The organism is Luteimonas aquatica, assembly GCF_022662575.1.
GTDB lineage: Bacteria > Pseudomonadota > Gammaproteobacteria > Xanthomonadales > Xanthomonadaceae > Luteimonas > Luteimonas aquatica.
Window position 1 is genome coordinate 1 of record NZ_JALBFU010000020.1, and the last position, 20455, is coordinate 20455.

Genomic DNA, 20455 nt, shown 5'->3' on the forward strand with positions numbered 1-20455 from the left:
GCCCGGTCTTGCAGTCCTGCCTGCCAGAACCTCATGACCCCGCCCGGGGCGCCTCGACCTTGCGGTCTAGACGCCCCCCTCTCCGGCCCTGTCACGGCCGGAGGCCCGCCGAGCGGCGCCTTGCCGCATCCTGCGCTCGCCCAAGGAAGGGAGATGGTTCCTGTTGTCCGTATCAAGACACGCGACCGCGGCAAATCCGGAACATGGATTTGCGTCCAGCCCACTCTTTCAAACTGAACGGGCGCCAGTCCGACGGACTGGCCGATCAGAACCCGTAGCGCAGGAACCCGCCATCGATGGCGATGCACTCGCCGGTGATGTAGCCGGCCGCCGGCAGGCACAGGAAGGCGACGGCGGCGGCGNCAAGACACGCGACCGCGGCAAATCCGGAACATGGATTTGCGTCCAGCCCACTCTTTCAAACTGAACGGGCGCCAGTCCGACGGACTGGCCGATCAGAACCCGTAGCGCAGGAACCCGCCATCGATGGCGATGCACTCGCCGGTGATGTAGCCGGCCGCCGGCAGGCACAGGAAGGCGACGGCGGCGGCGACCTCCTCCGGTTCGCCGACGCGGCCCATCGGCGTGCGCAGCAGCACCTCGTCCAGGTAGTCCGCATCGGCGAGCTTGCCGGAGGTGCGGCGCGTGCGGATGTACCAGGGCGCGACGGCATTCACGCGCACGCCGTCCTCGGCCCATTCGACGGCGAGATTGCGCGTCATCTGGTGCATGGCCGCCTTGCTCATGCCATAGGGCGCGCCGCTGCGCACGTGGGTGCAGCCGGACACGCTGCCGACGTTGACGATGCTGGAGGCGGCGTGCTTGGTGAGCAATGGATGCGCGTAGCGCGAGAGCTCGAAGGCGGAGAACAGGTTGATCTCGAAGATCTCGCGCCACTCGTCCTCGGTGTAGTCGTCGGCGGCCTTGGTGAGGTTGCCGCCGGCGTTGTTGACCAGGATGTTCAATCCTTCGCCGCGGTCCTCGATCCAGTCGAGGATCTCGCGGCGCTGCTCGTCGTCGGCGACGTCGCCGACCAGGGCGCGGATCTCGCCGTCGGGGAACTCCTCGGCCAGTTCGTCGCGCGCGGCCTCCAGGGCGTCGCCGTTGCGCGCGGCGATGACCACGCTGGCGCCGAAACCGAGCAGCTCGCGGGCGATGGCGCGGCCGATGCCGGCGCTGCCGCCGGTGACCAGGGCGAGCTGGCCGTCGAGGCGCCAACGATGCGGATCCATAGCGTGCCTCCGGTCGGGGGAATGGGCGTAGCATACCGTCCGGGCCAACCGGAGATGCCGTGATGCCGCGCCTTTCCTTCCCCACCGGGCTCTTGCTGACGGTCACCCTGATGCTGGCGTGCGGCGCCTGCAGGCGCCCGGAACCGCCGCCCACCGAGCAGCAGCCCGAGCCGCAGGCGACGCAGCTGCAGAAGACCATGCGCGAATCGATCGACAAGGCCAAGGCCGCCGAGAAGGCGCTGCAGGATCACGACGACCGGCAGAAAGCAGCGCTCGACCCGCAAGGCTGAGAGCCCGCACAGCAAAACGCCCGGCCTGGGCCGGGCGTTTTCATCGCAACGCGGACTTGCCAGCGGAGCTCAGAGCCCGCAGAAGCAGTACGCCAGCGCCTTCACCGGCGTGCCGTTCTCGCGCATCGACACCGCCGCGCGCTGCAGGAACTGCAGGTCGTGCGCGGCCTGCGGCATGGCGCGTCCGAGCAGCAGCTGCGCGAGCGTCTCCTGGCCGAAGCCGGAACGGGCGAGCCAGGCGCCGCCGGCGCGGCTGTTGGCGAAATTGGTCACCAGCTGCTCGAACGGCGAAGGCATCTTCTCGATATAGCGCACGCGATAGTTTTCCGGCTTGGCGAGCTTGGCGCGCGCGGCGGCGTCGGCGACCGCGTCGGCGAGACCGCCGAACTGATCGACCAGTCCGCGCTCCTTGGCCTGCGCGCCGCTCCACACGCGGCCGCGCGCCACCTCGTCGATCTGCTCGACGCTGCGGTTGCGCGCGCTGGCGACGCGGCCGGTGAAGTCGCGGTAGCCCTTCTCGATGATCGACTGGATCACCTGGCCCACTTCCGGCGCCAGCGGCTTGGTGATGTCGAACGCGCCGGCGAAGCGGGTGGTGCCCACGCCGTCGGTGTGGATGCCGACCTTCTCCAGCGTGCGCGGAATGGTCGGAATCACGCCGAAGATGCCGATCGAACCGGTGATGGTCGAGGGATCGGCGTAGATGCGGTCGGCGTTCATGCTGATCCAGTAGCCGCCGGAGGCGGCCAGATCGCCCATCGACACCACCACCGGCTTGCCGGCCTTCTTCAGGCCGACGATCTCGCGGCGGATCTGCTCGGAGGCGAACACCTCGCCGCCGGGCGAATCCACGCGCAGCACCACCGACTTCACCTTCTCGTCCTCGCGCGCCTCGCGCAGCAGCGCCGCGGTCGACTCGCCGCCGATGCGTCCGGCCGGCTGGTCGCCACCGACGATCTCGCCCTCGGCCACCACCACGGCCACCTGCGGGCGCTCGTCGATCGGCGAGACCGCCATGTCGAGATGCTGCACGTAGTCGCCGAGCGAGACCTGGCGGAAGCCGCCCGGGGCGTCCTCGTCGGCCGCGCCGCGCTGCACGAGCAGGCTTTCGACCTCTTCCTGCGTCTTCAGCCCGTCCACCAGCTTGCGCTGCAGCGCGTACGCGCCCAGGTCGCCCTTGGCCTCGGACACGCCGGTGGGCAGGGTGTCGACGTCGTTGGCCAGCTGCTCCGGCGTCAGCTTGCGTGCCTTGGCGATGTCGGCCAGGTAGCGCTGCCAGACGTCGTTCATCCAGAACAGATCGGCTTCCTTGGCCTGCGGCGAGGCGGCGTCGAGCATGTACGGCTCCACCGCCGACTTGTACTCGCCGACCTTGAACACGTGCACGTCGACGTTGAGCTTGTCCTGCAGCAGCTCGCGGAAGTACTGGTGGTAGCGGCCCAGGCCCTCCAGCAGCAGGCCGCCCATGGGATCGAGGTAGACCTCGCCGGCCTGCGCGGCCAGCAGGTACTGGCGCTGGTCGAGGTTCTCGCCGAAGGAGATCACCTGCTTGCCGGAGGCGCGCAGCTTGGCGATGGCCGCGGCCACCTCGCGGATCGAGGCGTAGCCGGAGAACTGCAGCTTGTCCACGCGCAGCAGCACGCGGTCGATGCGCTTGTCGGTGCGGGCGGCGTCGAGCGCGCGCAGCACGTCGCGCAGCTGCACCTCGCCGGCCGACTTGTCGCCCAGCGCCTTGGCCAGCGCGCGGCTGGCCGGATCGCTGCTGTACTGCTCGACCAGCGTGCCCTCGGGCGCGATCACCAGCGTGGTGCGGTCCTGCAGTTGTCCGCCGCGGCCGCTGACGGCGGCGAACAGCATGGCCAGCAGGATCAGCAGCAGCAGGCCGAAGAAGACGAGGTTGAAGATCAGGCGCCGCGTGAAGTTCATGGCGTCCCAGACCAGGACGAAGAAGGCGGCGACGGGGCCGCGTTGGGCCGGCTGGGCAGACATGCGGGATAACTCCGTAGGACGGTGTACGAATCTGGGGAAGGGGTTGCGACAGCCTGGAGTGTGACGGCGTTGGCAGCGCACTGTCATGCGCCATCGGTCACCCTGAAAGACGGCCAGTGCCGTCCCGGCGCAACCTTAACAGCTTCGCGCCCGACGCCGCCGCCGTCGCGGGCCGGAAACCGCTTCCAGCCCCGGCGGGCCTAGTCGCGGACTTCGGCCACCGCTTCCAGCCCGGCATCCGGCGCGGCGGCCAGCGCCGGCGCGGCGGAGGCAACGGCGCCGAAGCGGGCGAAACGGTCCTCCCGGGTCGAGCGCAGGAAGCGCCAGGCCAGCAGTACCGCCGCGAACAGCAGGCCGCCGATCAGGCCGAGCCACATGCCGCGCGGCCCCCAGCCCAGCCCCAGCCCGAGGCCGGCGCCCAGCGGCATGCCGATGCCCCAGTAGGCCACCGCGGTGAGCAGCATCGGCACGCGCGTGTCCTTCAGGCCGCGCAGGGCGCCGGCGGAGAGCACCTGCACACCATCGGGGAACTGGAAGGCCGCCGCCAGCAGCAGCAGCGTGGCCACCAGCGAGGCCACCGCGGCATCGCGCGTGTACAGCGCCACGATGCCGTCGTGCCAGATCAGCAGGATCAGGCCCGACAACGCCTGCGTGCCGATCACCAGCGCGTAGCCGGCATAGGCGGCGCGGCGCACGCCGAGCGCGCCGCGGTCGCTGCCGATGGCATGGCCTACGCGCACCGTGGTGGCCTCGGCCAGGCCGAAGGGAATCATGAAGCAGAGGCTGGCGACGTTGATGGCGATCTGATGCGCGGCCGAGGGCACCTCGCCCAGGCGTCCGATCAGCAGCGCGGTGCAGATGAACAGGCCGCCTTCCATCATCACCATCACCCCGATCGGCAAGCCGGTGCCGAGCAGGCCGCGGATCGCGGGCCAGTGCGGGCGATCGAAGCGGGCGAACAGGCGCAGCGATGCGAAGCGTCGCGAGCGCGCCAGATAGACGAAGAAGCCCAGCGCCTGCATCCACATCATCGCCGCCGAGGCGGCGCCGAGCCCGCCCGCCCCCATCTCCGGCATGCCGAACTTGCCGAAGGTAAACACGTAGCCCAGCGGAATCAGCAGCAACAGGCCGCCGAAGCCGAACAGCATGGTCGGCAGCGTCCAATGCATGCCGTCGCTGAGATAGCGCATGCAATAGAACAGGGTCAGCGCCGGCACGCCCCAGCGGATGCCGTGCAGGAACGCCGCGGCGCCCGGCCGGATCTCGGCGGCGATGCCCATCGGTTCCAGCGCGTGCGTGGCCGCCGTCAGGAAGGCGAACAGGAACAGGCCGAGCGCGACCGACAGCCACAGCCCCTGCCGGAACAGCGGCCCGATCTCGGCCTGGCGGCCGGCGCCGTTGAGCTGCGACACCGACGGCGGCAGCGACATCAGCGTGCCCATCGGCACCATCATCGGCAGCCAGAACAAGGCCGTGCCCACCGAGACCGCCGCCAGCGTGGCGGTGTGGTGGTGGCCGGCAAGCACGGCATCGACGAAACCGATCAGCCCGGTGGAGAAGTGCCCCAGCACCAGGGGCACGGCAAGCACGGCCGTCGTGCGCACTTCGTCGCGAAAACGCGGGAGGGCGGAGGCGGAAGACATGGGGAGGAACGACTCTCGCGACTGCGGCCGCGCGTCCGATCGGATGTCGGGCGCTGGCACCGGGTCGCGGCGGACCGCTATCTTACCGTGTCTTCGTCGCCTGGCCCCGTGAAACGGCGCGCGGCGGACGCTTCACGCATGGGGAATGGAATGACGGAACACACTGTGCCGGCCGACGCCGGGACGCCGGCGGCCTGCGAGCATTGCGCGACGCCGCTGCAAGGGCATTTCTGCCATCGCTGCGGCCAGTCCGCGCACAACCCGCTCAAGCATTTCGCGCACGCGGTCGAGGAGGTGTTCGAGTCCTTCTGGCACCTGGACGGACGCATCTTCCGCACGCTGCGCGGCTTGCTGGCGCCGGGCCGCGTCGCCGCCGAATATTTGGGCGGCCACCGCGTGTGCTACGTGCCGCCGCTGCGATTGTTCGTGATCCTGAGCCTGCTGACGTTCTTCGTCGGCAAGCTCATCGTGCACGTGGAATCCGACCAGCGCGTGGTGGTGGACAGCAGCGACGCGATCGCGCGCGCGCAGACCGCCGCCGAGGTGCGGCGCGCGCGCGACGGCGCCATCGGCCGGGTGCAACAGGCGCTGGCCGACGCCGAGCGCACGCCGGGCGTGGAGATCGCGCTGCGCACCGCGCAGGCCACCATCCGCGAACGCGCCGCCGCACGTCTGGCCGAGCTCGAGCCCGGCGCGGCGACCGGCGGCACGCACGCCCCGGCCGATGCGCATGGCCCGACCGGCGGCAACAAGACGGACCAGGCATGGCAGGACGGATTCTGGTCGTTCAACGGCAAGCCGTGGAACGCGCAGACCAATCCCGTCGACGTCGGCTGGTGGCCGGACTTCGCCAACCGCTGGCTCAACACCCGCATCGGCAAGGCCAAGGCCAACATCGCGCGCATGGGCGGCCACGCCGACCTGTACATCCAGGCCTTCCTCGGCGCAGTGCCGACGGCGCTGTTCCTGCTGATGCCGGTGTTCGCGCTGCTGCTCAAGCTGCTGTATCTCGGCTCCGGGCGCTCGTATCTCGAGCACCTGGTGGTGGCGCTCTACAGCCACGCCTACCTGCTGCTGACGCTGCTGGCCGCATTCGTGCTGTTCGCGCTCGGCAGCATCGCCTCGGCACCATGGCTGGCGACGCTGACCGGGCTGTGCGGCAGCGCGCTGTGGTTATGGACGCCGCTCTACCTGTTGCTGATGCAGCGCCGCGTGTACGGCGGCGGCTGGCCCGGATTGCTGTCGCGCTACGCGGTGATCGGCCTGATCTACACGGTGCTGGTGGTGTTCGCCTCGCTGTACGCGGCGGTCGCCGGCCTCTCGTCCTGAGCGCGGCGCCTCAGCGCGCCAATTGCGTCTGCAACCAGGCATCGCGATTGGCGGCCGGCGCCGACAGCAGGCCCTTGCGCAGGGCCTCGCGCTGTTGCGGCGGCGTGCGCTGCACCAGCGTCGCCAGTTCCGCGCGCTGTCCCGGCGTCATCGTCTGCAGCGCCGACAGCAGCGCCGCACGCTCCGCGCCCGGCACCTGCGCCAGCAACGGCTGCAGCCGCGGCCACTCCGCGCCCAGGGTCGGGCCGAGCAGCCAGCCGCGGCGCTCGCTGCCGTCCAGGGCGTCGAAGCGCTGCCGCAACGCCTGCTGCTCGGCCGCCGGCATGGCGGCATAGCGGCGCGCGGCTTCCAGGAGCTGCGCGCGCTCGGACAGCGAGAGCCCCTGCCAGGCCCGGTAGGCTTCGCGGCGCGCCCCCTGCTGCGCCGGCGCCAGCGCATCCCAGGCCGCGACCTGCTGGCGGAACGCCTCCCGCTGCGCCGGCGTCATCGCGCCCAGGCGCGCGCTGCGCTGCTGCAGCTGCTCGCGCATCTGCGGCGACACGCGCTCGGCTGCGCGCTGCCACGGCGCCGGCAGCGACTGCGCGGGCGCCGCCGCGGCGAGCGCGCAGAGCAAGACGCCGAGGACGGGCTTACAGCAACGCATCTTCGGTCTCCGAATGCGTCTCGGGCGCCTGGTTCGCCGGCGGGGGTGGCGGTTGCGGCGATTCCGGCACGGCATCCGGCGCCGACACCGGCGCCATGCGCGGCTCCGGCGCGCCGGCGGCCAGCCAGGCGTAGAACCCGGGATCGCCGCGCGCGGCGCGCGCCAGGGCCGCCTCGCCGTCCGCCGCCGGCGGCATGTCCTCGAAGATCTGCTCGAAATCCGGATGCGTGAGCAGGGCGCCCTGCGCATCGAAGGTCTCCGCGGGCGCCTGCGCGGGCGGCAGTGCCGCCACCTGCACGCGCGGCGCGTTCGGATCGTCCGGCAGGCCGGCGCCCGGCAGGAAGAAGGTGGCAAGGAAGGCGGCAAGGCACAGCGCGGCCACGGCGATCATGGCCGGCCATACCCAGCGCGGCCGCACGGCGGCGTCGGACGATGGCGACGGCCCGGTCTCGGACTCGGGTTCGGGGAGCGGATCGAGGCGGCGTCCGAGCAGGGCCGCCTCGCGCAGCCGCGCCAGGTGCGCCAGGCGCTCGGGCGGCAGCTCGCGCACGGCGCGCTGCGCGGCATCGCCCAGCAGACGCCAGGCCGTCGGGTCGGGGCGCCCGTCGGCCTGGTGCGGCAGCGCGCGCTGCAGCGCCAGGCGATAGGTCGGCCGCGCCACGCCCAGCACGCCGGCGGCATCGGTCTCGCTCAGGCCGGCCACCAGGCGCAACAGCAGCGCCGCGCGCGGACCGCTGCCGATGCGCGAGAAGAAGGCGAAGTCGCCGTCCCAGTGCGGCGTCGACGGCGGCTCGCGCAATTCCGGGGTGGCCAGCAGCAGCGCCCAGAACTGGCGCGGCCAGTCGGCCACCGCCTGGTCGGCGGCGGCGAAGCGGAACGCCCGCATCGCCGAGGCCAGGGCGCGCTCGCCGGTATCGACATTGCCCGCCTGCAATTGCGCGAACACCGCGCCGCGGCGCTCGGCGCCGCGCAGGAAGGCGGTGAGGGCGGCGGGCGGCGGGGCGGGGGCTTTCGGCGTGCGGGAGATCACGTGCGGGACATCATCGGTCTTGCGGCGCAAACGCGACGGCGGTCGGGTTTCGGGCCCGGCATGATAGCGGCTGGCGAGCCGCCGGCCCCGCATGAATGTTCCACGCGCAGCAAACCGCTTGCGACCGGTTGTGCACAGCGGTCATCGCTTCGTCATGAAGCACGCATTCGCCTTGCCCGCCCCCCTTGTTTCCGCAATGTTTCACGGGTAAGTCGATGAATTGGAAGGAAAATTCAGGTTTGGCACTTTTTTGACCAAGTTTCGGCGCAGGCCCTGATTTTCAGGGAGTTTGAACACTCGCGGCGCGTGATGCACAGGCTTATCCACAGCAGGTGTGGATAAGGGGAAAATCCGTTTGGGCGCGATAACTTGCAGGCGATTGGTATAAGTCAAGGCAGCAATGGAACGCAAAGCGTGATCTCGGTATCTGCGGCGCCGCATCGCTAGACTTTGTCGATGCCCGACGCCCCTTCTCCGGTCTCCGTGCTGCGCGTGGCCCTGCCGCTGCCGCTGCCGCGGCTGTTCGACTACCGCGCGCCCGAGGGCGCGGCGGTGGCGCCGGACTGGATCGGCCGGCGGGTGCGCGTGCCCTTCGGGCCGCGCGAGCTGGTCGGCGTGGTGGCCGACGTCGGTCCCGGCGAGGACGACGCGCGCGAATTGCGCGCGATCTTCGACTGCCTCGATCCCGACCCGCTGCTGCAGGGCGAGCTGGCCGAGTCGCTGGCCTGGCTCTCGCGCTACCTGCACGCCCCGCTCGGCGAAGTGCTGTCCACCGCCCTGCCCGCGGCGCTGCGCCGCGGCGAGCCCCTGCCCGAGACCCATGCCTGGGCCTGGCGCCTGACCGAGGCCGGCGCCACCGCCCTGGCCGGGCTGCGCGCCGGCACGCGGCCGCGGCGGTTCGCCGAGTTGCTGTCCGCCACGCGGCCGGGCGACGGCAGCGACCGCGCCATCGAGGCGCCTCCTCAACGCGACATCGGATCGCATCGTCAACGCGATGAGGATTCCCTCGACGCGCTGATGGACGACTGGCGCGGCGCCGCGCGCGCGCTCGCCAGGCGCGGGCTGGCCGAACGCGTGGCCGTGCCGGCCTCGCAACTGGCGCCGATGCCGCAGCCCGGTCCCACGCCGAACGCGGAACAGGCCGAGGCCATCGCCGCGATCGGCGCCTGCCAGGGATTCGCGCCGCTGCTGCTGGACGGCGTCACCGGCAGCGGCAAGACCGAGGTCTACCTGCAGGCGATCGCCCGCTGCCTCGACGCCGGCCGGCAGGCATTGGTGCTGGTGCCCGAGATCGGCCTCACCCCGCAGGCGTTGGCGCGCTTTCGCGCCCGGCTCGGCGTGCCGGTGCACGCCCTGCACTCGGGGCTGGCCGAGGGCGAGCGCAGCCGCGTCTGGGCCGCGGCCTGGCGCGGCGAGGCGCGGGTGATCGTCGGCACGCGCTCGGCGGTGTTCGTGCCGCTGCCGCAGGCCGGGCTGATCGTCGTCGACGAGGAGCACGACGGCAGCTACAAGCAGCAGGACGGCATCCGCTACCACGCCCGCGATTTCGCCCTGGTGCGCGGCAAGGCGCTCGACGTGCCGGTACTGCTGGGCAGCGCCACGCCGTCGCTGGAGTCGCTGCACAACGCCCGCGCCGGGCGCTACGCGCACCTGCGCCTGCGCCACCGCGCCGGCAACGCGCAGCCGCCGCGCGTGCGGGTGCTCGACGTGCGCAAGCGTCCGCTGCAGGCCGGCCTGTCGGCGGAGCTGCTGCAGGCCATGCGCGAGGCGGTCGACGCGGGCGGGCAGGTGCTGGTGTTCAAGAACCGCCGCGGCTACGCGCCGGTGCTGCTGTGCCACGACTGCGGCTGGAGCGCGCATTGCCCGCGCTGCAGCACGCCCGAGCACGGCAGCCCGATGACCGTGCACGCCGGCGGACGGCGCCTGCAATGCCACCACTGCGGCGCGCGCCAGCCCGCGCCCCCCGCCTGCCCCGACTGCGCCAGCCTCGCCCTGCAGCCGCAGGGCAACGGCACCGAGCGCATCGAGGAAACCCTCGCCCAGTCCTTCGCCGACGTGCCGGTGGTGCGCGTGGACAGCGCCAGCACGCGGCGCAAGGACGCGATGGAACGCCATCTCGATACCCTGGGCGAGCGCCCCGGCGTCCTGGTCGGCACGCAGATGCTGGCCAAGGGCCATGACCTGCCCAATCTGACACTGGTGGCGGTGGTCGGCATCGACGAGGGCCTGTTCTCCGCCGATTTCCGCGCCGGGGAAAAACTCGCGCAACTGCTGATCCAGGTGTCCGGGCGCGCCGGGCGCGCCGACAAGCCCGGCACGGTCTGGCTGCAGACGCACCACCCCGGGCATCCCTTGCTGCAGACCCTGATCCAGGGCGGCTACCACGCCTTCGCCGAGCAGGAGCTGGCGCAGCGCCAGGCCGCCGGCTTCCCGCCCTTCGGGCATCTGGCGCTGCTGCGCGCGGAGGCCAAGCAGGCCGACGCGCCGATGGCCTTCCTGCACGCGGCCAAGCGGGCGCTCGCCGACAAGCAGGCGTCTGTCGCGCTGCACGGCCCCTTGCCCGCGCCGATGGCCAGGCGCGCCGGCATGCACCGCGCGCAGCTGCTGCTTGCGGCCGACGAGCGCCGGCCGTTGCATCGCCTGCTGGAAGCGGGCTTGCCGCTCGTCTACGGCCTGCCGGAAGCGCGCAGGGTGCGCTGGTCGCTCGATGTCGATCCGCTCGATCTGTACTGAAACCGGCGATGGCCCGTTCGACCGAGGCCATCGCCCGATCGGGCCGCTGATCAATCGAACGGGTTGATCGAGCCCTGGATGCGCGAGGCATAGGCGCGCAGGTCCAGGTAGCGCACCAGCTTGTGCGCCTCCGGCCAGCCGGCGAACTTGTCCAGCAGCCGCAGCGCTCGCCCCAGCAGGCGGTTGCCGTCGCCCTCGTCCAGGCGCAGCAGCTCCAGCGTCGGCCAGAAATCCTGCACGTCGGCGATCACCCACGTCGCTGGATCCTTGAGCGAGGCGACCCAGTCGTCGAGATTGCTCTCCAGGTTGGGGCTGCCGCCGCGCATCTGCTTCTGGATGTTCACGTACTTGGTCTCGTGCGTGTCGGTGCGCCCCTTCTCGTCCTTGCGCGTATGCGAGGCGCCGCCGCCGTAGCCCTTGATGTCGAGCTTGAAGGAGGCGGAGAATTCCTTGCTCTCGTTCTCCGCTTCTGTGTACTCGTCGACCTGGGTCTGCTCGCGTCCGATCACCGCGCCGCCGAGCGCGAAGCGGCAGGGAATGTAGTAGCCCCAGCGTTCCAGGCTGCGGATCAGGCCGTGGAAGTTGCGGTATTCCAGGCCGTCCAGCACGTCGGCCAGCTCGGCCACGAAACGCGGATTGACTTCCAGCTGCGCCGGGTCGATCGCCACGTCCGCGTAGGAGAAGATCAGCTTGGCCAGCAGGAACTCCTCGGTCTTGGTGCTGGTGGTGGTGTGCTCGCGCGTCTTGCTGAACTCGCTCTCGGCGCTCAGGAAGGGCGTGGACAGCTCCAGCTTGGTGCTGCGCGTGGCGGTCTCGCGCGTCTCGATCATGGCCTTGGAGAAGGCGAAGCCGGAGACGAACTCGGTGTTCTTTTCCGGACGGCTGGCCAGCGGCAGGTAGCCCGGGGCGAAGACGTAGACGTTCTGCGTGCCCTTGGCGAAGCCCTCGTCCCTGATCACGAAGCCGCGGAAGATCTCCGCGTTGGCGTAGATGCGCTTCTGCTTGTCGGCCGGCAGCGACGGGAACTGCAGGTGCACCTCGCTCGGCACGTCGGGCAGCGCCTGGCCGATGCGCAGCTCACCGTCCTTCAGCACCTCTTCCAGCAGCATCCCCGCTTCCTGGTCGCGGTCGACGGAGACGGTTTCGCTCTCGCACAGGAAGCAGTCCTCCTCGGACATGAAGCCTGCCGCCTGCAGGGCCGCGCGCGCCTCGGCCAGGCTGGCGCCGGTGTCGAGCTTGAAGGCCTTGCTCTTGAAATCGCTGCGCCGCACGACGACGCGCGTGAGTGTGGATTCGCTCATGATGGATCGCCTCGAAATGGATGGATGGACGCGCGCGCCCCGGCGCGCGGCGGCGACGCGAGCGCGTCTACCGCCAGGCGTCGGGCGAGGGCGCGTTGTAGCCGTCGATGACCTTGCGCGCCGCCTCCAGGCTCTTGAACACGAAGAAGTAGATGACGATCTCGCCCAGCGCCTGGGTCCAGTCGTCGATCTCCCAGCCGTCCACACGGCCGCCGCCGAGCGGCGCGTCGCTGTCGGGCCCCTTGGTGATGCCGCCGGGCTTGATCGCATCGCCCGGCACGGCGGTCGTGTCCCCGGGGTTGCGCGCATTGGCCAGCGCGCGGCGGACGTCGTGGCCCGCCGAAGCGCTTGCCGCACCGAGGGCCACGCTCGCGCGCGACACCCGCGGCGCGCCCGGCGCCTGCGGCAAGCTGTGGCTCTCGTATTTCTTGCCGCCGAGCGTATAGGCGGTCACCCGGCGCGTGCGCACGGTGATCTTCTGGAAGCGGACGACCTCGCTGCCGTCGACGATGTTCATGCTGTCGGCGCCGCTGACCTGGATGGTCTTGTCCGCGCCGAAATGCCTGGCGAGCATGGTCGCGTAGCGGTTCTTGTCGCCCTCGCCGAACCGGGCCCACATCTGCCAGAACGGACCGGTCAGCTCGTCCGAGAGCTGCACCTCGAAGCCCATCGCGCCCCAGGAGCGCACCTCGAACTCGACGACGCTGTTCTCCACGCACACGCAGACATTGTTCCAGAACCCGGGCGTATTGTTGGTCGGCACCACGTTGGTCAGCATCATCGGCTGGAACGCGCCGATCTCCTGGTTGCGCCGCCTGGCGCTGGCATCCTGCGCGTTCAAGCTGACGCGCACGGCGACGAACCGATCGAAGAACCAATCGGTGCCCACGCCCACCAGGTCCGGGCGCTTGCCCGCGGTATTGCTCAGGATCAGCTGCCCGCCTTGTCCGAGCACCGCCATCGCCGGCAGCTGCGGCTCCAGGCTGCGGTCGATGACCACCTTCGCGTCCGCGCTGAAATCGAGCTGGCGCATGTTGATGAAGCGGTATTTCACCGCCGGCTGGTCGGCGCCGATGAAGCCCTCGGCCTCCAGCCGGCGCCGCACGCCGTCGAGCGTGTCCTGCGGCTCCAGGCCGATGCGGACGCTGTCGTGCTCGCCCGTGCCCTTGTGAACTTGAACTTGCGACATGGGTCCTCCCGTGATTGCCTGATGTGTGCGCAGTCGCGCGCGGGCGCGGCGAAGCGTGCCGCGCGCCTGCCGACGCGGCCGGCTTACCAGACGCCGATCATCTGCCCGACCGTCAGGCCGCTGATCAGGCAATGGCTCGGGTTCTTGGGCTGCTCGTCCTTCCGCACGCCGCCGCCCAGGTTCACGATCGTCGTCACGCTGGCCTGGTTGGGATTGCCCCACTTGCGCGTCTTGTCGCTCTTCACCAGCTTGGCGACGTCGGCGTTGTTTTCCGCGCACAGCGCGGAAACGCCGCGCAGCTTCTTGTTCTGGTCGAGGTCTTCCTTGGCGTAGTTCTGCTTGTCCTTGACGTTGCCGTCGCGCACCACGATCCATCCCTTCGGGATCGGATCGCCGTTGGAGATCTTCTTCGCCATCGCCGCTTTCGACGTGTCGAGCGCAAGCGCCGGCTGTGCGGCGAGGCAGGCCGCGAGCGCGACGCCTGCGCTCCAGGCCGTGCGGCGCGGCGGCGAAACCGCGTTCTTGCTGCGATTGATTCCGGTATGCATGGTGGTCCCCCTTGGGATGGCGTAACGGCGGAATGCCGTGGGGGAAGTATTCGCGGCGGCGTTTTCGGCGCCATCCCCGAAAACAGGTAGCCGGATCAAGGTGTGACGGGGAACACCACGCGCAATTCGGTGCCGCGACCGGCGGACTCCAGTTGCAGGGCGCCGCCCAGGCGCTGCGCGCGCAGCCGCATGCTGGCCAGGCCGGCGCTGCCGCCCTCGCCCGGCGCGCCGGCGCCGAGCCCGCGGCCGTCGTCGCGCACGCGCACCTGGATGCGCGCGTCCGCGCGGGCCACGCTGACCTCCACGCGCCGCGCGGTGCTGTGCTTAAAGACGTTGGTCAAGGCCTCCTGCAGCAGGCGCAGCAGGTCCAGGCTGCGCGCGCTGTCCAGCTCCACGCCGGCCAGGTCGCGCAATCGCCAGTCGCTTTCGATGCCGGCCGACTCGAGCAGCCGACTGGCGCGGTGGCGCAGCGGGGCCAGCACGGTAGCCAGGTCCGCGTGCTCCTGCGCGGTGGTCTCGATCACCAGGCGCAGGTCGTCGCGCATCTCCTTGAGCAAGGCCACGGTCTCGCCCCTGGACACGTCCGTGGAGGCGCGCTCCAGGCGGGTGATGGCGCCGACCAGGGTCCCGCCGAAGCCGTCGTGCAGATCGCGCACCAGCTTCAGCCGCTCGTCGGCGCGGCTGTGCGACAGCTCCAGCGCATGCTGGCGGCGCAACGTGGCCGACAGCTCGTCGGTGGCGGCCGCCACCTCGCGGCGCAGCTCGACGTTGAACCCTTCCACCGCGCGCATCGCGCCCACGAAGCGATAGGCCAGCACGAAGCCCATGCCGACCAGCATCACCGGGGAAGTGAAGGAGCCGAGGTAGGCGTCGCCGCGGAGGAAGCCCAGGTACAGGCCGAGGTCGTGCACCGAGACCAGGATCGGCACCAGCACGCACAGCGCGAGCACGCGGTAGTCGCGGCGCCGGCAGCGCGCGGCGAAGACCACGAACGCCAGGCTCGCCGCGTAATGGAAGCCGATCATCGGCACCACATAGACGTTGCGATGCGGCCCCATCCACTGCGGCGCGGCCAAGGCCGCCGCGAACGCCAGTGCGCACAGTCCCAGCAGTCCCCGTTCCAGCCGCGGCCAGCGCGATTCGGCGTAGCGCAGCAGGAAGACCGAATAGGTCGCGGCGAGCGCGACGTAGGCGGCGCCGTTGAACGCCTGCCAGGCGTCGGTGGAAGCGAACGGCCAGGGGCTCGGGGCGATGTAGTTGTAGCTGTAGAGCATGCCGAACAGGCCGTTCAAGGCGAACCAGCCGTAGGTCGTATCCTGGCGCCGCAACAGCCAGAACAGGCCGAACAGCGCCGCCAGCACCGCGCTGATCGCCGTGTCGAGCAACTGCAGGTCGTGTCGCAGCAGCTGGCCGCGGCGGAACTCGGCCTCGACCCTAGCGGGGTCGCCCACCGTGACCGGGCCGAACGCCGGCTGGTAGGCGCTCAATCCCGACACGCGCACCAGCAGCACGTTCTCGCCGCTTCGCAGCAGCGGCGCATCCAGCAGGAAGTAGCGCGGGCTGTGCCAGCTGCGCGAGAGCGGCTCGACCAGGCTCGGATCGCGCGCGATCAGGCTGCCGTTGAGATACACCGCCGAGGCCATGCACGCATAGTCGATCAGCAGCCCCGTCGGCGCGCCCGCGTCCGCCTGCCGCCAGCGCAGGCGGTACCAGACCACGCCGTCGTGCCCCGGCCACCGCGTCTGCCATTGGTCCATCAGCTCGACGGCGACCCAGCCTTTGTCCGGCGGCGCCTGCGCGCCCCAGCCCGAGCGCGCGGCCTCGGCGCGCTCGATCTTCAGCAGCGGCGGCGGCATCCGTGCCGGCGCCGGCGAGGGAAGCAGCGCCGCCAGCCACAGCGCCGAGAGCAAAACGACCAGACGCTGCCTCACCCCAGCAATCCCATCGAGCGCGCCTCGAACACCGCGGCAGTGCGCGAACCGACGGCGAGCTTGCGATAGATGTTCTTGGTGTGGCATTCGATGGTGAGTCTGGACAGCGAGATCAGCTCGGCGATCTCCCGGTTGCTGAACCCCTGCGCCACCAGTCGGAGGATTTCGCGCTCGCGCTCCGACAGCGGCGGCACCGAGGCGCTCGGCACCGCGGACTCGGCCGCGCGCGGCAGCACCTGCGGCAGCAGCGCCAGGATGCGCCGCGCGATGGTCGGATCGATCGGCGCACCGCCGCGCTGCAGGCTCTTGAGCGAGATGCGCAGCTCCTCGTCCTCGCCGTCCTTGAGCAGGTAGCCGATGGCCCCCGCGCGCACCGCCGAGAGGATCAGTTCCTCTTCCGCCCAGGCGGAGACGATCACCGCCTGGGTCTGCGGCCGCGCGCGCCGCATCCAGTCGATCAGCTCGATGCCGTTGCCGTCGGGCAGGCGCACGTCCACCAGGGCCAGGGCGAAGGAAGCCTTGTCCAGCGCCGCCCGCGCCGCGGCGACGGTCGCGGCGACCAGGACGCGCGCCTGCGCTTGCGCGATCTCGTCGACCAGGCGGCGCATCCGCTCCTGGCTGTCCCGGTCGTCCTCGACGATCAGGATCGAATCCATCGACACCGCCCGCACATCCATGGCTTCGCCCCCAAACGCAGCGCATCGATTATGCCAGCGCGGTCGTCGGCCGAATGCGACACACCGCACCGCTTGCGGCGCTGCACGCACCTTGCGCCGCACGCACGGTGCGACCGGCATGAATGCGAACCGTTCCGGGTGCGGCGGATTTGGCCCACAATGGGATGCCCCCGCCGGACGAGCGCCCCATGACCGCGACCGCCACTGCCGCCTCGATGACACCGGCGCGCCGCCTGCGCAGCATCTTCAGCGGCTCGGCCGGCAACCTGGTCGAATGGTACGACTGGCTCGCCTACTCCTCCTTCGCCATCTATTTCGCGCCGCACTTCTTTCCCAAGGGCGACCGCAACCTGGAACTGCTCAACAGCGCCGCCGTGTTCGCGGTCGGCTTCCTGATGCGGCCGATCGGCGGCTGGCTGATGGGCCTGTTCGCCGACCGCTACGGCCGCCGCACCGCCCTGGTCTGGTCGGTGCTGCTGATGTGCTCGGGATCGCTGCTGATCGCGATCTGCCCTGGCTACGAGCGCATCGGCGTCGCCGCGCCGATCCTGCTGGTGCTCGCGCGCCTGATCCAGGGCGTCAGCCTCGGCGGCGAGTACGGCACCTCGGCGACCTACCTGAGCGAGATGGCGGACAAGCGCCATCGCGGCTTCTGGTCCAGCTTCCAGTACGTCACCATGGTGCTCGGCCAGCTGATCGCGCTGCTGGTGCTGATCGTGATGCAGCGCTGGCTGCTGACCGAGGAGCAGCTCAATGCCTGGGGCTGGCGCATCCCGTTCGTGATCGGCGCCCTGCTGGGCGTGACCGTGATGTTCCTGCGCCGCACCATGCAAGAAACCGAGTCCTTCCACGCCGTGGCCAGGAGCGACAGGCCCAAGGCCAGCATCCGCGAGCTGATGAAATATCCGCGCGAGGTGCTGACGGTGATCGGGCTGACCCTGGGCGGCACCATCTCCTACTACACCTACACCACGTATCCGCAGAAGTTCCTGGTCAACAGCGCGGGCTTCAGCAAGGCCCAGGCCACGCAGATCTCCGCCCTGTCGCTGATCGTCTTCATCTTCCTGCAGCCGCTGTTCGGCGCGCTGTCCGACCGCATCGGCCGGCGCCCGCTGCTGATCGCCTTCGGCGTGCTCGGCACGCTGCTCAGCTACACCATCCTCAGCGGCATCGCCGCGTCCACCACCACGCAGGCCGCGCTGGCCTGGGTCGTCGCCGGCCTGGCCGTCACCAGCTTCTACACCTCGATCAACGCGGTGGTGAAGGCCGAACTGTTCCCCGCGCACATCCGCGCCCTGGGCGTCGGCCTGCCCTACGCGCTGACCCTGGCCATCTTCGGCGGCACGGCGGAGCTGATCGCGCTGTGGTTCAAGCAGATCGGCCACGAGCCCTGGTTCTACTGGTACGTGACCGGCTGCACCGCCCTCTCGCTGCTGGTGTACGCCACCATGCGCGATACCAAACACCATTCGCGCATCGATCGCGACCACGAGCCGGCCTGAGGCGACGATGACGGACGCCACTCCCCATATCGTGATCATCGGCGGCGGTTTCGCCGGCCTGTGGGCCACGCGCGCACTGGCCGGCGACGCCGTGCGCATCACCCTGGTGGATCGCGGCAACCACCACCTGTTCCAGCCGCTGCTCTACCAGGTGGCCACCGCCGGACTGTCCGCGCCCGACATCGCGGCGCCGCTGCGCCACATCCTGCGCCGGCAGCGCAACGTCACCGTGCTGATGGACGAGGCCGTCTCCATCGACACCGCCGCGCACACCGTGCGGCTGCGCGACGGCGAACCGCTGACCTACGACTGCCTGCTGGTCGGCAGCGGCGCCACCCACGCCTATTTCGGCCACGACGACTGGGCCGCGCACGCGCCAGGCCTGAAGACCCTCGACGACGCACTGCTGATCCGCCGCCGCGTGCTGTCCGCCTTCGAGCGCGCCGAGGCCGAACCCGACGCGCGGGCGCGGCGCGCCCTGCTCACCTTCGCCATCGTCGGCGGCGGCCCGACCGGCGTGGAACTGGCCGGCACGCTGGCGGAGATCGCGCGGCACACGCTCAAGCGCGAGTTCCGCCGCATCGACCCGCGCGAGACCCGGGTGATGCTGCTGGAGGCCGGTCCGCGCGTGCTCTCCTCCTTCCCCGAGTCGCTTTCGGCCAAGGCGCGCGCGCAGCTGGAGAAGCTCGGCGTGGAGGTGCGCACCGGCACCCCGGTCGGCGCCATCGACGCCGAGGGCGTGCAGCTGGGCGAGGAACGCATCGCCGCGCGCACCGTGCTGTGGGCGGCCGGCGTGGCGGCATCAAAGCTGGCGCGCGCGCTCGGCGCGCCGCTCGACCGTGCCGGCCGCGTGCTGGTACAGCCTGACCTGAGCCTGCCGGACGCACCGGAGGTGTTCGTCGCCGGCGACCTCGCCAGCGTGCAGCAGGACGGCAAGCCCGTTCCCGGCGTGGCGCCGGCCGCCAAGCAGATGGGCGCGCACGTCGCCAGGGCGATCCGCGCGCGCCTGGCCGGCCGCCCGACGCCCGCCTTCCGCTACCGCGACTTCGGCAACCTCGCCACCATCGGCCGCAACAAGGCCATCGTCGAACTGCACGGCCTGCGCCTGTCCGGCTTCCCGGCCTGGCTGTTCTGGCTGGTGGTGCACATCTTCTTCCTGATCGGCTTCCGCAACCGCCTGATCGTGATGCTCAACTGGACCTGGGCCTATTGGAGCTACCAGCGCGCGGCGCGGATCATCCTGGGCAAATAAGACCCCCATATTGAGCAAGAAAGATCATTGAGATGTAATGTCGCTTTACTTTTCAGCGTTTAATTTCCTCAAACAACGCGCCGCACGGCATTCGACCACATCCTCTCAAATTCGTCCTTATCAGTTTTCTCTATAATAAATTGTGGATCTAGCGAAATCTCTTCGCTATCTGGAATCGGGGCTTCTCCAAGCCTTGTCTCGCCGCCGGATTCGCTAAATGATGCATACCCTATTCTGCTATTGGCGAAAATCTCTATTTTTCTTATCTCATTCCTATTTTCATCCAATTCGCTGAATAGCAAAATTGGGTCATTCAAATTGTTATGAATCCACCTCACCTTTAAATAGATCATGGGGAATTCTTCCCACTACTGATTATTCTTCCCACAACATCAAGAGGATCATCGTTTGGCACGACAAAAACCCCTGATCTCCCTTCAACAACATTAAGCCCCGTGACATTTATCTCAACATAGTTAGTATAGCGTCTACCTTGAAACGGCTGCCCAAGAAAATCACGAGAAAGCTGAGCACTTGTTCTTGTTCCAGGAACAATATTCGACAAATATTGCCCGTTCCCATATCGAACATCATTCGGATTTAGTGATCTCAAAGACGGCAGCAGCTGATTACTTTCCAGAATTCCTCTCATGCCAGCATCACTCGTATAATGATAAAGTGACCTAGCTCTGCTACTGCTCACAGCGAGATTTGATACCGCCCCCCCAGAGACCTGGCCGAACCCTCTAGCCCCCTCAGCCACCATAAGAGCGCTTCCAAACTTGTACCCACCTTGCTCAACATGCCCTGGACCAGGGCCAATTCGATCATAATCAGTAGAAATGTTTGTGCCATACGGATCGACAATTCCGTGTGCAATTGGAGCGAATCCATCACGAAAAGCCTTAAAAATCCCAACGAAGAAATTCCCGTTACCACCATCTCTTACTTCGTTTTCATCTGCACCGCATGCTGAGTCACAAGTTTGCCTTCCATCCGGATCGGTAAATCGATAAGGATTGTTGTTGGCGTACCAGTACCGATTGAAGTTCGCTCCAGTTCCTGAGTTCGCCGTCACCGGATCCACGCTGAGGAACCGTCCGATGGCCGGATCGTAATAGCGCTGCTGCATGTAGTTCATGCCGGTGGCCGCATCCAGCACGTGC

17 protein-coding genes are annotated in these 20455 nt (G+C 69.3%); 5 read left to right on the forward strand and 12 right to left on the reverse strand.

Features of this window, described 5'->3' with window-relative positions; all coding sequences use genetic code 11:
* Nucleotides 1–455 precede the first annotated feature (455 nt).
* Entirely contained in the window at nt 456–1232 is a 777-nt protein-coding gene (locus MD221_RS16950) for an SDR family oxidoreductase (protein ID WP_242113220.1), read from the reverse strand.
* A gap of 62 nt (nt 1233–1294) precedes the next feature.
* On the opposite strand from MD221_RS16950, the gene MD221_RS16955 reads away from it, so the two are divergent.
* On the forward strand, nt 1295–1522 hold the full coding sequence (locus MD221_RS16955; RefSeq protein WP_242113224.1) for a hypothetical protein: 228 nt from the start codon (nt 1295–1297) through the stop codon (nt 1520–1522).
* Nucleotides 1523–1591: 69 nt separating this feature from the next.
* On the opposite strand, the gene sppA is transcribed toward MD221_RS16955, so the two are convergent.
* Nucleotides 1592–3511 (reverse strand): signal peptide peptidase SppA, encoded by a 1920-nt coding sequence (gene sppA, locus MD221_RS16960; RefSeq protein WP_242113226.1) that lies wholly within the window; start codon nt 3509–3511, stop codon nt 1592–1594.
* 200 nt (nt 3512–3711) lie between these two features.
* On the reverse strand, nt 3712–5154 hold the full coding sequence (locus MD221_RS16965) for an MATE family efflux transporter (protein WP_425602300.1): 1443 nt from the start codon (nt 5152–5154) through the stop codon (nt 3712–3714).
* Nucleotides 5155–5304: 150 nt separating this feature from the next.
* On the opposite strand from MD221_RS16965, the gene MD221_RS16970 reads away from it, so the two are divergent.
* Complete coding sequence (locus MD221_RS16970; RefSeq protein WP_242113233.1) at nt 5305–6483, forward strand: DUF3667 domain-containing protein; 1179 nt, start codon at nt 5305–5307, stop codon at nt 6481–6483.
* A 10-nt stretch (nt 6484–6493) separates the two neighbouring features.
* Here the strand turns inward: MD221_RS16970 and MD221_RS16975 are convergent, their stop codons facing one another.
* Entirely contained in the window at nt 6494–7126 is a 633-nt protein-coding gene (locus MD221_RS16975; RefSeq protein WP_242113236.1) for a DUF3106 domain-containing protein, read from the reverse strand.
* Entirely contained in the window at nt 7113–8156 is a 1044-nt protein-coding gene (locus MD221_RS16980; RefSeq protein WP_242113238.1) for a sigma-70 region 4 domain-containing protein, read from the reverse strand. The genes MD221_RS16975 and MD221_RS16980 overlap by 14 nt, the downstream gene beginning before the upstream one ends.
* Before the next feature lie 456 nt (nt 8157–8612).
* Here MD221_RS16980 and MD221_RS16985 point away from each other — a divergent pair, with 456 nt between their 5' ends.
* Entirely contained in the window at nt 8613–10889 is a 2277-nt protein-coding gene (locus MD221_RS16985; RefSeq protein ID WP_242113241.1) for a primosomal protein N', read from the forward strand.
* Nucleotides 10890–10939: 50 nt separating this feature from the next.
* On the opposite strand, the gene MD221_RS16990 is transcribed toward MD221_RS16985, so the two are convergent.
* From MD221_RS16990 to MD221_RS17010, 5 genes are all read right to left on the reverse strand, one after another.
* Nucleotides 10940–12190 carry an MAC/perforin domain-containing protein gene (locus MD221_RS16990; protein WP_242113245.1) on the reverse strand — a complete coding sequence of 417 codons (1251 nt, stop codon included), beginning with the start codon at nt 12188–12190 and terminating at the stop codon, nt 10940–10942.
* Nucleotides 12191–12257: 67 nt separating this feature from the next.
* A complete protein-coding gene (locus MD221_RS16995; RefSeq protein WP_242113247.1) occupies nt 12258–13379 on the reverse strand; it encodes a hypothetical protein in 1122 nt (373 codons plus the stop codon).
* 83 nt (nt 13380–13462) lie between these two features.
* Nucleotides 13463–13927, reverse strand: a complete 465-nt coding sequence (locus tag MD221_RS17000) for a hypothetical protein (RefSeq protein WP_242113251.1) — start codon at nt 13925–13927, stop codon at nt 13463–13465.
* A gap of 95 nt (nt 13928–14022) precedes the next feature.
* The gene (locus MD221_RS17005) at nt 14023–15858 is read right to left on the reverse strand and encodes a sensor histidine kinase (RefSeq protein WP_242113252.1); all 1836 of its coding nucleotides are present in this window, start codon (nt 15856–15858) and stop codon (nt 14023–14025) included.
* On the reverse strand, nt 15855–16514 hold the full coding sequence (locus MD221_RS17010; RefSeq protein WP_242113258.1) for a response regulator: 660 nt from the start codon (nt 16512–16514) through the stop codon (nt 15855–15857). Before MD221_RS17010 ends, MD221_RS17005 begins: the two co-directional genes overlap by 4 nt.
* A 209-nt stretch (nt 16515–16723) precedes the next feature.
* Between MD221_RS17010 and MD221_RS17015 the strand changes: the two genes are divergently transcribed.
* Together MD221_RS17015 and MD221_RS17020 are read left to right on the forward strand one after the other, a co-directional pair.
* Nucleotides 16724–18037, forward strand: coding sequence for an MFS transporter (locus MD221_RS17015; RefSeq protein ID WP_242113261.1), 1314 nt, complete (start codon nt 16724–16726; stop codon nt 18035–18037).
* A 7-nt stretch (nt 18038–18044) separates the two neighbouring features.
* Nucleotides 18045–19289, forward strand: a complete 1245-nt coding sequence (locus MD221_RS17020; RefSeq protein WP_242113263.1) for an NAD(P)/FAD-dependent oxidoreductase — start codon at nt 18045–18047, stop codon at nt 19287–19289.
* A 68-nt stretch (nt 19290–19357) separates the two neighbouring features.
* Here MD221_RS17020 and MD221_RS17025 read toward each other — a convergent pair whose 3' ends face one another.
* Nucleotides 19358–19642: a DUF6881 domain-containing protein gene (locus MD221_RS17025; protein WP_242113264.1), complete on the reverse strand. Its 285-nt coding sequence runs from the start codon at nt 19640–19642 to the stop codon at nt 19358–19360.
* A partial coding sequence (locus MD221_RS17030) for an HYD1 signature containing ADP-ribosyltransferase family protein (RefSeq protein WP_277928951.1) occupies nt 19639–20455 on the reverse strand: 817 nt, incomplete at its 5' end. The genes MD221_RS17030 and MD221_RS17025, both read right to left, overlap by 4 nt.

Excerpts from the sequence above, each read along its gene's own strand:
- MD221_RS16950 (WP_242113220.1), bottom strand. The coding sequence starts at position 1,232 with ATGGATCCGCATCGTTGGCGCCTCGACGGCCAGCTCGCCCTGGTCACC.
- MD221_RS16955 (WP_242113224.1), top strand. The coding sequence starts at position 1,295 with ATGCCGCGCCTTTCCTTCCCCACCGGGCTCTTGCTGACGGTCACCCTG.
- sppA (WP_242113226.1), bottom strand. The coding sequence starts at position 3,511 with ATGTCTGCCCAGCCGGCCCAACGCGGCCCCGTCGCCGCCTTCTTCGTC.
- MD221_RS16965 (WP_425602300.1), bottom strand. The coding sequence starts at position 5,154 with ATGTCTTCCGCCTCCGCCCTCCCGCGTTTTCGCGACGAAGTGCGCACG.
- MD221_RS16970 (WP_242113233.1), top strand. The coding sequence starts at position 5,305 with ATGACGGAACACACTGTGCCGGCCGACGCCGGGACGCCGGCGGCCTGC.
- MD221_RS16975 (WP_242113236.1), bottom strand. The coding sequence starts at position 7,126 with ATGCGTTGCTGTAAGCCCGTCCTCGGCGTCTTGCTCTGCGCGCTCGCC.
- MD221_RS16985 (WP_242113241.1), top strand. The coding sequence starts at position 8,613 with ATGCCCGACGCCCCTTCTCCGGTCTCCGTGCTGCGCGTGGCCCTGCCG.
- MD221_RS16990 (WP_242113245.1), bottom strand. The coding sequence starts at position 12,190 with ATGAGCGAATCCACACTCACGCGCGTCGTCGTGCGGCGCAGCGATTTC.
- MD221_RS16995 (WP_242113247.1), bottom strand. The coding sequence starts at position 13,379 with ATGTCGCAAGTTCAAGTTCACAAGGGCACGGGCGAGCACGACAGCGTC.
- MD221_RS17000 (WP_242113251.1), bottom strand. The coding sequence starts at position 13,927 with ATGCATACCGGAATCAATCGCAGCAAGAACGCGGTTTCGCCGCCGCGC.
- MD221_RS17010 (WP_242113258.1), bottom strand. The coding sequence starts at position 16,514 with ATGGATTCGATCCTGATCGTCGAGGACGACCGGGACAGCCAGGAGCGG.
- MD221_RS17015 (WP_242113261.1), top strand. The coding sequence starts at position 16,724 with ATGACCGCGACCGCCACTGCCGCCTCGATGACACCGGCGCGCCGCCTG.
- MD221_RS17020 (WP_242113263.1), top strand. The coding sequence starts at position 18,045 with ATGACGGACGCCACTCCCCATATCGTGATCATCGGCGGCGGTTTCGCC.
- MD221_RS17025 (WP_242113264.1), bottom strand. The coding sequence starts at position 19,642 with ATGATCTATTTAAAGGTGAGGTGGATTCATAACAATTTGAATGACCCA.